Source organism: Bacillus sp. FSL W8-0223 (genome assembly GCF_038006805.1).
Taxonomy (GTDB): Bacteria; Bacillota; Bacilli; order Bacillales; family DSM-4216; genus Bacillus_O; species Bacillus_O smithii.
The window spans coordinates 1,010,605-1,023,631 of record NZ_JBBOVX010000001.1; the positions used below are offsets into that span (position 1 = coordinate 1,010,605).

Here is a 13,027-nt window from a genome sequence, read left to right on the forward strand (position 1 = left end):
AACTGCTGTTTCATGACTGTGGATCGTATAGTAGCATCTGATCATAATCCGGAGTATAAAATCTATGTTGGTAGGAACAGAGAGCAAAAATGCATTGATTTCGTTTGGCTATTTCATTATCACCCCTTCGTGATTCCTTCTTCCATCCACGATTTTAGTCGTCCGTAAAACCTCAGGATCCTGCAGGCTCCGTTTTTTTTTGCAACCTCTTTTTGTACCAGTCATGCTGCAATATTCCCAGCAGCGCAAAAAATAACAAAATAACTGTATGCGTATGAGAATCGTTCTGTTTTTCCGCTCACAATAAGATCGGTTAGGACTCGAGATCACTTTTGCAAAGGTGATAGATAAATCTGCCATATTCAGCTGCGGTTCCCCTTTAATAAACTTTCCTTTTTGTCGAACCGGATAATTCTTTAAAAGTGAAATTTATGTGTAGAACAAGATTGTATTTGACAATACGAACGTATGTTTGTTATTCTGGTAACAATAGATGTTGGTACGAATGACAGGAATCAATGACCGGACAAAACAAAGAATTAGGTTATTTCAAAAAGAGATACGGCGTTTTTTTAATGTATTATAATGGGTATGACAGTCAAGGTACCATAAAACCGGAGAGGTGATCGCATGTCTGTTCGTTTTATTTTAGGACGTTCCGGAACCGGAAAAACGAAGTTCATAATAGATGAAATTACTCACCAATTAATCGAAAATCCATCTGGAAAGCCGATTATTTATATAGTCCCTGATCAAATGACTTTTTTATCCGAATATACGCTTGTGAATACTCCGGGATTGAACGGCATGATGCGTGCTCAAGTTTATAGTTTTTCGCGTCTTGCATGGAAAGTTCTTCAAGAAACGGGAGGATTCGCTCGGATTCACTTGTCTTCAGCCGGTTTAAATATGCTGATTCGAAAAATCATCGAAGAAAGAAAAGAGAATCTGCGGCTTTTTGCTAAAGCAGCAGACAAATCGGGGTTTATTCAGCATGTGGAAAAAGCGCTTATTGAACTGAAACGCTATTGCGTTGGCACTGATGAACTTGCGGCCAGGAGAACGGAGTTTGAGGAAAATGGAGAGGCCCAGCTTTTGATTGATAAATTGCACGATCTCCACTTGATTTACGAAGAGTTTGAAAATCATCTCGTTGACCGCTATATTGCATCGGAGGATTATTTTCAATTATTGGCGGAGTCCATCCAAAAGTCGGAGTATTTGCAAGACGCTCAAATTTATATCGATGGATTCCACAGTTTTACTCCCCAAGAATACTTGGTGATCTACGAATTGATGAAAGCTGCATCTCAAGTTTCGATTGCGCTGACACTGGACCGTCCTTATTCAGAAGAACTTCCGCGAGAAACGGATTTGTTCCGGATGACTGGCGAAACTTATGCTTCCTTGTGGAAAATGGCCCGCGATTCCGGGATATCGACAGAAAATATCATGATGACGGAGTTTGTTCGCAGCAAGGAACAGAGTCTTATTCATTTGGAACGCTTTTTTGACAAAAGGCCGGCCAAGCCGTTTATTGGGGAAGGCGCGCCCGTTGTTTTCGAGGCGGCGAACAGGAGAGCAGAGATTGAAGGAGTGGCAAGAGAAATCCGAAGACTTGTCCGTGAACATCATCATCGTTATAAAGAGATAGCAGTGTTGGTCAGAAACGGACAAGATTATCAGGAATTGATTGAAACTATTTTTTATGACTACGAGATTCCGTTTTTTATTGATCAAAAAAGAACCATGTTAAATCATCCTTTTATTGAATTGATTCGTTCCAGTCTTGAAATTTTAACTAGCTTTTGGCGTTATGAACCGGTTTTTCGCGCTGTCAAAACAGAGCTTCTTTATCCTTTCAAGATGAAAGCAGAGCAGATAAGAGAAAAAATAGACCGGTTTGAAAACTATTGTTTGGCTCACGGAGTGAAAGGGGAACTGTGGACAACAAAAAAACGCTGGGTTTACAGAAGATACAGAGGACTTGAGCTGACGGACGCACCGCAAACGGACGAGGAGCGGGCAATAGAGGAAGAAATAAACGAATTGCGGGCTATGATTCGAACGCCTGTTTTACGGCTCGATCGACGGTTTCGTCAAGCGAAAAACGGAAGAGATTTTTGCGAGGCGCTTTATAAGTATTTTGAGGAACTGGATATTCCGGCGAAACTGGAAAGACTCAGTATGGAAGCTGAAGAAAACGGGGATTTACTGGCAGCTCGTGATCATGAACAAGCGTGGAATGCTATCATTGGATTGCTGGACGAGTTTGTAGAGATGCTTGGCGACCAGCCTTTTACGCTGAAGAAATTCGCAACGATCCTCGAAGCGGGCATTGAATCGATGCGATTTACCAATGTTCCACCATCTGCCGATCAAGTCATCATCGCCGATTTGGAATTGTCACGTCTTTCGGATATCAAGACCGCATTTATCGTCGGAGTGAACGATGGAGTTTTGCCGGCCAAAATGGCAGAGGAAGGTATTTTGACGGATGAAGAGAGGGAACGGATGGCTTCATTAGGGATGAAGCTTGCACCAACGAGCAAAACCAGGTTGCTGAATGAAGAGTTTATTGCTTACAAAGCGTTTACAACTCCATCTGAACAACTTTATCTATCTTACCCGATCGCTAATGAAGAAGGGAAAGCTTTGCTTCCTTCCCTCTACATCAAAAGAATGAAGGAAATATATCCGAATATAAAAGAACAGCTATTGTTGAACGATCCTTCCGAACTGGAGGAGCAGGATCAACTGTCTTACATTTCCCATCCGGGGACGGCTATTTCGTATTTAACGTCTCAAATTCAGCTTAAATTACGGAATTATCCAATGTATTCCATTTGGTGGGATGTCTACAATTTTTATATGAGCCACCAAGATTGGAAGTGGAAGGCAAGGAGAATTTTGTCCAGTTTGTTTTATCGAAATGAAGCGAAGAATTTAACAGAGGAAACAAGCAAAGAGCTTTACGGAGACCATATTTTGGCTAGCGTTTCGAGAATGGAGCTTTTCCATGGCTGTCCGTTTTCCCATTTTGCTCGATTCGGGCTCGGTCTTCGAGAACGAGAGGTGTTCCGTTTAGAAGCTCCCGATATCGGTGAGCTGTTCCACGGAGCGTTAAAATGGATGGCCGATGAAGTGAAAAAAAGAGGTCTCGGCTGGAAGACATTGACGAAAGATCAGTGTGCGCAATTGGCAAGAGAATCGATTCAATATTTGGCGCCAAAGCTGCAAAATCAAATTTTATTGAGTTCGAACCGCTATCATTATATTAAGAAAAAGCTTGAATCTATTATCAGCAAGGCTTCTTACATTTTAAGCGAACATTCACGGGCAAGCGGGTTTGAGCCAATCGGGCTGGAATTAGGATTTGGACCAAAAGCAGAACTTCCGCCTTTTACGTTCACTTTGAAAAACGGCATCAAAATGGAGCTGGCAGGAAGAATCGATCGTGTTGATAAAGCGGAAGAAAACAGTAGTGTATTTTTAAGGGTGATTGATTATAAATCCAGCAGCAAGGATCTTGATTTAACAGAAGTTTATTATGGTCTTGCTCTTCAAATGTTGACGTATTTAGATATTGTGTTGGCGAATTCGGAACAGTTGATAGGAACCCCTGCATTGCCTGCCGGAGTGTTGTATTTCCATGTCCATAATCCGATGCTGAAAACGAATAAAATGCTGACGATGGACGAGGTGGAAGAAGAAATTTTTAAACAATACAAAATGAAAGGACTTGTGCTAAGCGATCCGAACGTGGTCCGATTGATGGATCAAACTTTGGAAACGGGGGATTCGGCCATCATTTCCGCCGGACTGAAAAAAGACGGAACGCTTAACGCGCGTTCAAAAGCAGCTTCTGATAATGATTTTGAATCGCTGAGAAAATATGTACGGAAGTTCTATGAAAAGACCGGCAATGATATTGTCTCCGGGAAAATCGATATTGCCCCATACAAATATAAAAAGAAAACACCTTGCGAATTTTGTTCTTTCCGTTCACTGTGCCAGTTTGACCCAAGTTTTGAGGAAAATCGATATCGAATCATCATACCTCTAAAAGATGAAGATGTATTAAAGTTGATACGCGAAAGGGGCGAGCAATGATGGGCAAATATCCAATTCCGTTAAAACCGGATCATGTAAGTTGGACAGACGATCAATGGAAAGCGATCATGGCGGACGGACAAGATATATTAGTGGCCGCAGCGGCAGGCTCTGGAAAAACGGCTGTCTTGGTGGAACGGATTATCCAAAAAATCACCAGTCGCAAAAATCCGGTGGATGTGGATGAATTATTGGTGGTCACATTTACAAATGCTTCTGCTGCAGAAATGAAACATCGAATTGGACAGGCTTTAGAAGAAGCCGCCAATCAGCAGCCAAATTCAGAGCATTTGCGTAAACAATTAGGCCTTCTGAACCGAGCGTCCATTTCCACTCTTCATTCTTTTTGCTTAGAAGTGATTCAAAAATTTTACTATTTGATCGATATCGATCCGGCGTTTCGGATTGTTGAGAATATGGAAGGAACGCTTCTTCGAGAGGAAGCGCTCGATGAACTTTTTGAAGAAGAATACGGAAAAGAAGGAAACGATCGCTTTTACCAATTGGTTGAAACTTTTTCCAACGACCGTAGCGATGCAGAACTTCAGGATTTAGTGAATAAGTTGTATTTTTTTTCACAATCTCATCCGAATCCGGAATTATGGTTGGAACAGTTAGCCGATATGTATGATGTGAATGAAGAGGATTCCATAGATGAATTGCCGTTTTTAGGGGCACTGAAATTTGAAATTGGACTGCAGTTGGAAATTGCCTTCCAGCTCCTTCGCGAGGGATTAGAGCTGACGAAGAGGCCGGGTGGTCCGGCTCCTCGGGCGGAAAACTTTTTGATTGATCTGGAGATGGTCGAAAGCCTTTTAGCCGCAAAGGATTCTTGGCAAGATTTATACGAAAAGTTTCAAAACGTGACTTTTGATAGATTAAAAAGCTGCCGAGGATCAGAGTACGACAAAACCCTCGTGGATGAATCAAAAAACATACGGGATCAGGCGAAGAAAATCATACAAAAGATAAAAGACGACTATTTTTCAAGAAATCCTCGCTACTATTTACGGGATTTGAAAGAGATGAAAGACGTTGTCGAAACATTGGCTTATTTAGTAAAAGCGTTTATGAACCGCTACCAAGAAAAAAAGAGAGAAAAAGGGCTGGTCGATTTCTCCGACCTGGAACATTATTGCTTGGCGATTTTGACGGAATCGGAATCTAATGGCGAGCGAGTACCTTCGGAAGCCGCTTTGTATTATCAACATCGATTCAAAGAAGTATTGGTGGATGAATATCAAGATACGAATCTAGTTCAAGAAGCCATTCTTCAACTCGTTTCCAAGAGACCGGAGACAGACGGAAATTTGTTTATGGTTGGAGATGTGAAGCAGTCTATTTATCGTTTCCGACTGGCAGAACCAAATCTGTTCTTAGAGAAATACCGCCGGTTTACGGCAGACGGGGAAGGAAGCGGGCTAAAAATCGACCTTTCGAAAAATTTTCGCAGCCGGTATGAAGTCCTTGCAGGAACGAATTTTCTTTTTAAACAGATCATGGGTGCTAAAGTGGGAGAAATTGAATACGATGAACAGGCGGAACTTGTTAAAGGTTCATCTTATCCTGAAGAGGAAGAATATCCGGTAGAAGTGGTCTTGATGGACCAAGGAGAAAAACAGGAACGCGCTGTTTCGACCGAGGAATATGCGGATCAAGCTTTATTCGACGAAGAAGATTTGGAGCAATCGCAAATCGAGTCGCGATGGATGGCGGGGAAAATCCGGGAATTAATTTTGGAACGAAAACCTATTTTTGATCCGAAAACGCAAACTCATCGCCCGATCCAATACCGGGATATCGTTATTTTATTGCGGTCCATGACGTGGGCGCCAGAGATCATGGAAGAATTTAAAAAGGCCGGAATACCCGTTTATGCCGATTTGTCTACTGGATATTTCAATGCGACGGAAATCGCTATTATGATGTCTCTTTTAAAAGTCATCGACAATCCTTATCAAGATATACCTCTTGCTTCCGTTCTTCGCTCGCCGATCGTAAACTGTTCAGAAGATGAATTGGCAAAAATCCGCCTTCATTCTAAAAAAGGAAGCTATTATGATGCACTAAAAGCCTTTATTCAAGCGGTTCCGAAACCGTCTGAAGAAGAACTCCATGAAAAAGTGAGTTTATTTGCAAAAGAGCTTCCTAAATGGAGATCGAAGGCACGTACGGGAAGTCTTTCAGAACTGATCTGGCAGCTATATCGTGATACAGGATTTTATGAATTTGTGGGCGGGCTCCCTGGAGGCAAACAGCGGCAAGCCAATTTAAGGGCATTATACGATCGCGCTCGCCAATATGAAAGCACATCGTTTCGAGGGCTGTTCCGGTTTTTGCGCTTTATTGAACGGATGAATGAACGCGGGGACGATTTAGGAGCTGCACGAGCTCTTAGCGAACAAGAAGATGTCGTTCGACTTATGACGATACATGCAAGCAAAGGACTGGAATTTCCTGTCGTCTTTGTGGCCGGTCTTGGCAAACAGTTTAACTTCGAGGATCTTAAAAAATCGTATTTAATGGACAAAGAGTACGGTTTTGCCAGCAGCTATGTAAATGTTGAAAAAAGAATCAGTTATCCAACGATTATTCAAATGGCCTTTAAAAGAAAAAAAAGGTTGGAATCAATAGCTGAGGAAATGCGGGTGCTATATGTTGCCTTAACCCGTGCGAAAGAAAAGTTATATTTAATAGGAACGTTAAAAAATGCCGAAAAGGCCATATCTTCTTGGAAAAAGGCACTAAGCCGGCCAGACTGGTTATTGAGCGAATACGACAGGGCCAATGCCAATTGTTATTTGGATTGGATCGGTCCGGCGCTTGTCCGTCATAGAGACGCATGTTTACTTCATGAAGATGAAACGGACTCTCCTTCGGAAATACAAGAAATTTGGCATCATCCTTCAAAATGGTTGGTCCATCTTTACCATAAAGATGAGTTTAAAGAAACAGTAACGAACGAGAGTCAAGAAGAAAACGGATGGGCTGAACTGGTGGAAAAAGGAAAAATCGTTCCATTTGAATCTTCATTTCAAAAAGAGATTACAAAGCAATTGGAGTGGAAATATCCATTTGCTGATTCAGTGCGGCTTCGTTCTAAACAATCGGTTTCCGAACTGAAAAGATTATTTGAAATGCCTGACGAAACAGCTGGTACCGATCTTATTCGCCGACATGAAAAACCTATTTTTGAGCGGCCGAAGTTTATGCAAGAAAAAAAATTAACACCCGCTGAAATAGGAACGGCCATGCATGCTGTCATGCAGCATATTCCGCTAAGCGTTTTTCCAACGAAGGAATCGATCATTGAATTGGTTGCTCAGCTGCGACAGAAAGAATTGATTACCGCTGAACAAGCGGAAGCGATTCATATTGAAGAAATTCTAGGTTTCTTTGAAACTTCTGTCGGAAAACGCCTTATCCGCGCTGATCGAATTTGGCGAGAGGTGCCATTTAGTATGGCGATAGAAGCGAAGGAATTGAACGAAAAATGGAAGGATGTAGCGGATTCCGTTTTAGTTCAAGGCATCATTGATTGCTTATTCGAGGAGAATGGTCAGCTTGTTTTGTTGGATTATAAAACAGATCGAATGGACCGATTCGTAAAAGGCGGGAAGGATGTTGTTCAAGTATTGGAAAATCGCTATCGTATTCAAATAGCTTTATATACAAGAGCGGTGGAGCAAATTTTAAAGCGGCCGCTTTCTGAAGCCTATTTATACTTTTTTGACGGTGGCCGTCTTATAGAGATAAACGACCGATTATGAAAGGAACCACATCTGCTTCACGGATCATCAATAAGCCGGGTGAAAGCCGTAAAAAGAAGGGGCTTTTAGCCGGCTGTATCTTTATGATCAATTATTTCCAGCAAGAGGCTGGTCGAAGACACTTGTTGTTATAGTTGGATTCGTGCTGAGCCCTGAATAGGTCACGATAAATGGTCCGGTATTAAAACCGCCGGCGCCTGCCGACGTTCTTGAGGCTGATTTTGGCGAAATAAAAGCGGTATCGCCAAATTGCACCACTCCGTTGCTCACGTGTATGAATTGGGCAGATCCGATTACAGACGGCATATCAAACATCCTTTGGCATAAGATTTTTCGTCTCCATGTTTTTAACGTTTTCAATGTTTTCAATATGACGAATATGTTTTACTCTTGAATCAAAAACACCGTTAACTAGCGAACCAATTTGAATCACTGCAGACGCAGATGTTCCGATGATGGAAAGATTTCCAACATGGATGACGGGGTTTACATGGAACGTTTGGACTGAGTGTCCCGGTTCTCCAAGCTGAAAATGAAGAGGTTCCGAAAAAATCGGAAAAGATAAAAAAGGATATTCATCTAAAAAGAAAAATTGCTTTGTATGCTGAACGGCCAATACATTGGCTCTTGATGCGATATTTTCGACATCGCCGATATTGAAAACCGAACTGAAGAGAAGAGTCGTTAAATGAATATTGTCTACTACAGAAGATCGGACTGGCATAAGACGATTACCCCCTAGGTGAAAATGGAACAAAAGGTCCCACGATCAAAGCTTCCGGAGGGGTATCGAAAGCGGAAAACAGTTGGATTTGGTTCGCATCTCCAATTAATACAAGCGAAGAACTGGATACACCAGTAATTTTAATATTGGCAACTTTTAATTCATGATTGCTGACTTGGAGGTTCATTGAATGTTCCACCTTTCTGGTCAGGCATGGCAGTTAAAAAGCGGACAATAGCTTGTTGAATATCCAATTTTGTTTTTTCGAGCACCTCTTGTTGTATGAGAGAAGAGTCTTTATGACGGTGAGCGAGCTGTTGAATATAAAATTGTATACGTTCCGGCAATTGTTTAGCAAGATCGGTTTTGATGACTGAGTAAACGGAAGGCTCTACTTTTCGTTTTTGAAGAACTTCCTGATGGCGGAGCCAGTCCGGCAGTTCATTATTAATATATTCATTCATGGCAGCATACGTGTTTAAAAGCAGTTGGGCGTACTCAAGCGGAGGCAGGGCCGATTGGTCAGAAAAGGGAAGAGCCATATCAGCCATTTCTGCCGTATCTGCGGGATTCATACCAATATTCAACGTCCCTTCTAACGTATCGACTTTCAACTGATCAAATCGATATTCCATTTTTTCCACGTTCATAACCGGCTTCTTTTTCATGTCTTGCAATTGATCTTTAATGGATTGTATTTCCCGTTTCAGCACTTCAATTTTTTGATGCTGCTCTCCGATATATTGATATAATTGATGGAAAATAGAAGAGTAATTATACATTTTATCACCTCAACATTACGCAGTAGGCGGCTGCAGCGGGACAAGTATGGGCAATGAGGAATATGGTTTGTTGAGAATGTTTTGTGACAATTCGGGGGCCGGTTCTGTAAAACCGCCGGTATTATATAAATTGGCAATAGACCGACTGGAGCCGAGCGTACCGATTTGAAGTACGGATGAATTGGTCAGGCTGCCGATTTTGATCATACGAATTTGAATTGATTGTTGGACGTAAATATTCATAAAAAATCCCTCTTTAAAGGTTAAAGTTTATGCCTTGGTCGATTCCATCGTTGTCCAATGTGTTAGTGGCTGAATATTGGTTATAAATGGCCAAGCCGTCTCCGGTATTGAATGATCCGGCGCCGGAAAAGGTTTTCGTATTGGAAATGGGGCGAATTTGTATGACATCCCCGATATGAAAGACGCCACTCGAGCTGACATTTATCACTTGAACGGCACCCACATAAGCTGGCATCGCCGTTCACATCCTTTTTTGAGAGTCTTGATTCTGATCATAAGTTCACCGTTTGATTATCAATAGACTATTCGAATTTGATGACTGTTATTGTCTGAATCAAGGATTCAGCATCTGGCTAAGCTGCGCGTTCTGCTTTATTATATGTGGGGGTCGGGAAGATGTGATACATAAGCCTATAGAAAAAATAACTGGTCGGATTGCCTGAATGTTTGAAAATGATGATTTGGAGGAATGGTAATGGGGGAGGAAAATAGAACGCCGCTTCATCCCAATAAGCGGATATTGTCGCTGGATGTCATGAGAGGGATATCGCTGCTTGGCATTTTCTTAGTCAACATGATTTCATTTCATTCTCCTTATCTTTATTATGATCCTTATCATTGGTGGAATAGCCCGAGCGATTATGCCCATTATGCGTGGATCGATGTTTTGGTCCAAGCGAGTTTTTATCCGTTGTTTGCCATGCTGTTCGGATACAGCATGTCTTTGCAGCAAGAAAGATTGAAACAGAACTTTTTTTTGCTGGAGTCAAAACGTCTGTTGGTGCTGATGGTGGCAGGAATTCTTCATATCGTATTTATTTGGTCTGGAGATATCTTATTGAATTATTCGGTATGCGGCTTTCTTTTGCTTTTGTTTATGAAAGGACGAGGACGTACCTTAATCATATTTGGCAGCGTATTATATCTTATTCCGCATTTATTCTTAAGCATTCTATTGATTATGACATCGATCATAAATCCTGAAAGCACTGCTTTTTGGTCGGATATGAACGGCATTCAACATTCTATTCAAGCATACAGTACCGGTTCTTTTTGGAGTATTACGAAGCAGCGTCTCGTTGATTGGTATTCTGTCAACGGCTCGACTCATTTTTTTTCGGTGCTTTTGTCTATTTTTCCTATGTTTTTGATAGGGGCGGGGGCCGGAAAACTTCATTTGGTTGAATCGATTGAAAAGCATAAAAAGCTCAATCTTACTTTGCTGCTTATGTTCATGGCAGCAGGAATCTTCTTGAAATTGCTTCCGTTCTTTTTTGGTCAGAACATGGCTTATCAATATGTGCAAGATTCGCTTGGCGGACCGTTGCTTTCCGTTGCTTATGCATTAGCTGTCATGATCATTGTCCGCAATCCATACGGCCAGAAATACAGCAAATGGATCGCACAGGCGGGAAGAATGTCGTTGACGAATTATTTATTTCAATCTTTGATAGGGTCTTTGCTTTTTTACCATTATGGATTAGCTTTATATGGTAAAATGGATTTAATCACCGGCTCGTGGCTGGCATTTACCCTTTATCTCATCCAATTGATTTTATCGGAAATGTGGCTCTCCAAATTTCAACAAGGGCCTTTGGAAAACGTGTGGAAAATGCTGGTCTACGGCAGAAAAACAGCATGACGGGGAAAATAGATGGGGGTGAAGGACATGAAATGGGTCAGTTTCCGTACGGGGAAATATGATGGCTATGGCGTTTACGATGAACAAAAACAATTGATTTTGGACGTAAAAAAAATGGATGAACAAAGAAACGGCTATTCCGATCTTCCTGAACAGCTTGTAGAGGCGTTAGGATTAGGAGATCTCTTCTTGCAAAAAGTACATACTCTATTAAACTGGGAACAGGGTCAACGCAACCGTCCGTGGGCGTTCAAATGGGAAGATGTGGAACTGTTGGCACCCATTCCGCGGCCATTAAAAAATGTGATTTGCATTGGAAAAAACTATCGAGATCATGCGGTGGAATTGGGTGGAAAAGATGGGGTGCCTGAACATCTGATCGTTTTTTCGAAAGCACCGACAACCGTCACTGGCCATTTGCATCCGATTCCTGCTTATACGGATGTGACGGAAGCCCTTGATTATGAAGGTGAATTGGCCGTTATTATTGGAAAAAAAGGAAAAGGAATTCAAAAAGAAGAAGCTTTAGATTATGTCTTCGGGTATACCATCATTAATGACGTGACGGCAAGGGATTTGCAAAAGCGTCATGTACAATATTTTCTGGGAAAAAGCCTTGACTGTTCATGCCCGATGGGACCTTGGATTGTCACGAAAGACGAGGTGCCGGATCCAGGCAATTTGGGCATAGAAACAAGAGTGAATGGAGAAGTGAGGCAAATGTCTAATACACGACATTTTATTTTCTCGATTGAAGAAATAATAGAAACCCTTTCTAAAGGGATGACATTGGAACCCGGAGATGTGATCGCGACGGGAACTCCTGCTGGTGTAGGCCTTGGTTTTCAACCTCCGAAACTCTTAAAGGCCGGAGACGTTGTTGAAATTACCATTGAAGGCATCGGAACACTGCGAAACCAAGTGCAGTAATAGGGAATTTGAAGTAGCCGACGAACATTTAACCGATTACGGCGACGGTGATTAGGAAAAGTCTGCTTTGGCAAATGGTGTTGCCGACGAATTCCACTGGGTGAACGGTGTTTCAAGCTTCTAAAATCCATATGAATGGAAAGAACGTTTTGAAAATGATTAGCCTTTTAAGGATGAAAGAAAAAGAGGGAGGAAACATCTTCATGGAAAGTGTTCTTTTTTATAATACCCATTTGCATATTACGACGTGGGTCATCGCCATTATATTGTTTCTCGTTGCTCTTGGACTGTCGAGAGGTCAAAACAAAAAAAGTTTGAATATAACGCATATGATCTTGCGCTTATTTTATGTATTTGTCTTTCTGACGGGTTTGTTCCTGTTTATGAAGAATCATGCCATCAATGAAATGCTGTACGGAATAAAACTGTTGGTTGGATTGATCGTGATTGGTATGATGGAAATGACATTGGTTCGTTTAAAAAAAGGAAAGAGTGCAACGGTTTATTGGATCATTCTGATTTTGGCTTTTATTGCCGTATTTTATATTGGATTTAAGCTTCCGCTTGGCTTTCATTTCTTCGCTTAAAAAAGAGCGGATGGATCTTTTCAAACGATGTCCGGCCACTTTTAGAAAAGAGAATATTTGCTTTTTGAAAGTTTGCGTTAAAGAGATCCGATTTTGAAATAACGGCATTTATGTTGTAAAGATGGAGATGGACAAGTTAAGTAAGGCGAAGTTTCCATCTCTTTTTTAGCGTATGTAAACGGAATAACGAAGTTTGAAAGAAAAAAATCCCGTTTTCGTAATGATTCCGGGATTTT

General features: G+C 41.5%; 11 protein-coding genes. 5 read left to right on the forward strand and 6 right to left on the reverse strand.

Annotated features, from left to right (window positions below; genetic code table 11):
* Nucleotides 1-630 precede the first annotated feature (630 nt).
* Complete coding sequence (addB, locus tag NST81_RS05090) at nucleotides 631-4,113, forward strand: helicase-exonuclease AddAB subunit AddB (RefSeq protein ID WP_048622851.1); 3,483 nt, start codon at nucleotides 631-633, stop codon at nucleotides 4,111-4,113.
* Complete coding sequence (gene addA / locus NST81_RS05095) at nucleotides 4,113-7,883, forward strand: helicase-exonuclease AddAB subunit AddA (protein ID WP_048622852.1); 3,771 nt, start codon at nucleotides 4,113-4,115, stop codon at nucleotides 7,881-7,883. The genes addB and addA overlap by 1 nt, the downstream gene beginning before the upstream one ends.
* Before the next feature lie 87 nt (nucleotides 7,884-7,970).
* Here addA and NST81_RS05100 read toward each other — a convergent pair whose 3' ends face one another.
* The 6 genes from NST81_RS05100 to NST81_RS05125 are packed head-to-tail and all read right to left on the reverse strand — an operon-like array spanning nucleotide 7,971 to nucleotide 9,867.
* Entirely contained in the window at nucleotides 7,971-8,189 is a 219-nt protein-coding gene (locus NST81_RS05100) for a spore germination protein (protein ID WP_003353726.1), read from the reverse strand.
* A gap of 1 nt (nucleotide 8,190) precedes the next feature.
* On the reverse strand, nucleotides 8,191-8,607 hold the full coding sequence (locus NST81_RS05105) for a spore germination protein GerPE (protein WP_048622853.1): 417 nt from the start codon (nucleotides 8,605-8,607) through the stop codon (nucleotides 8,191-8,193).
* A 7-nt stretch (nucleotides 8,608-8,614) separates the two neighbouring features.
* Nucleotides 8,615-8,794: a hypothetical protein gene (locus tag NST81_RS05110; protein WP_003353724.1), complete on the reverse strand. Its 180-nt coding sequence runs from the start codon at nucleotides 8,792-8,794 to the stop codon at nucleotides 8,615-8,617.
* Nucleotides 8,769-9,389 (reverse strand): spore germination protein GerPC, encoded by a 621-nt coding sequence (gene gerPC / locus NST81_RS05115; protein ID WP_048622854.1) that lies wholly within the window; start codon nucleotides 9,387-9,389, stop codon nucleotides 8,769-8,771. The genes NST81_RS05110 and gerPC overlap by 26 nt, the downstream gene beginning before the upstream one ends.
* Before the next feature lie 15 nt (nucleotides 9,390-9,404).
* A complete protein-coding gene (locus NST81_RS05120; protein WP_048622855.1) occupies nucleotides 9,405-9,632 on the reverse strand; it encodes a spore germination protein GerPB in 228 nt (75 codons plus the stop codon).
* Nucleotides 9,633-9,645: 13 nt separating this feature from the next.
* Nucleotides 9,646-9,867, reverse strand: a complete 222-nt coding sequence (locus tag NST81_RS05125; RefSeq protein WP_003353720.1) for a spore germination protein — start codon at nucleotides 9,865-9,867, stop codon at nucleotides 9,646-9,648.
* A 240-nt stretch (nucleotides 9,868-10,107) separates the two neighbouring features.
* Between NST81_RS05125 and NST81_RS05130 the strand changes: the two genes are divergently transcribed.
* The 3 genes from NST81_RS05130 to NST81_RS05140 all read left to right on the forward strand — a co-directional run bounded on the left by NST81_RS05130 (nucleotide 10,108) and on the right by NST81_RS05140 (nucleotide 12,791).
* Entirely contained in the window at nucleotides 10,108-11,274 is a 1,167-nt protein-coding gene (locus tag NST81_RS05130; protein WP_341028706.1) for a DUF418 domain-containing protein, read from the forward strand.
* 27 nt (nucleotides 11,275-11,301) lie between these two features.
* On the forward strand, nucleotides 11,302-12,204 hold the full coding sequence (locus NST81_RS05135; RefSeq protein WP_341028708.1) for a fumarylacetoacetate hydrolase family protein: 903 nt from the start codon (nucleotides 11,302-11,304) through the stop codon (nucleotides 12,202-12,204).
* 203 nt (nucleotides 12,205-12,407) lie between these two features.
* On the forward strand, nucleotides 12,408-12,791 hold the full coding sequence (locus NST81_RS05140) for a YisL family protein (RefSeq protein WP_048624391.1): 384 nt from the start codon (nucleotides 12,408-12,410) through the stop codon (nucleotides 12,789-12,791).
* Nucleotides 12,792-13,027 lie beyond the last annotated feature (236 nt).

Excerpts from the sequence above, each read along its gene's own strand:
- addB (WP_048622851.1), top strand. The coding sequence starts at position 631 with ATGTCTGTTCGTTTTATTTTAGGACGTTCCGGAACCGGAAAAACGAAG.
- addA (WP_048622852.1), top strand. The coding sequence starts at position 4,113 with ATGGGCAAATATCCAATTCCGTTAAAACCGGATCATGTAAGTTGGACA.
- NST81_RS05100 (WP_003353726.1), bottom strand. The coding sequence starts at position 8,189 with ATGCCGTCTGTAATCGGATCTGCCCAATTCATACACGTGAGCAACGGA.
- NST81_RS05105 (WP_048622853.1), bottom strand. The coding sequence starts at position 8,607 with ATGCCAGTCCGATCTTCTGTAGTAGACAATATTCATTTAACGACTCTT.
- NST81_RS05110 (WP_003353724.1), bottom strand. The coding sequence starts at position 8,794 with ATGAACCTCCAAGTCAGCAATCATGAATTAAAAGTTGCCAATATTAAA.
- gerPC (WP_048622854.1), bottom strand. The coding sequence starts at position 9,389 with ATGTATAATTACTCTTCTATTTTCCATCAATTATATCAATATATCGGA.
- NST81_RS05120 (WP_048622855.1), bottom strand. The coding sequence starts at position 9,632 with ATGAATATTTACGTCCAACAATCAATTCAAATTCGTATGATCAAAATC.
- NST81_RS05125 (WP_003353720.1), bottom strand. The coding sequence starts at position 9,867 with ATGCCAGCTTATGTGGGTGCCGTTCAAGTGATAAATGTCAGCTCGAGT.
- NST81_RS05130 (WP_341028706.1), top strand. The coding sequence starts at position 10,108 with ATGGGGGAGGAAAATAGAACGCCGCTTCATCCCAATAAGCGGATATTG.
- NST81_RS05135 (WP_341028708.1), top strand. The coding sequence starts at position 11,302 with ATGAAATGGGTCAGTTTCCGTACGGGGAAATATGATGGCTATGGCGTT.
- NST81_RS05140 (WP_048624391.1), top strand. The coding sequence starts at position 12,408 with ATGGAAAGTGTTCTTTTTTATAATACCCATTTGCATATTACGACGTGG.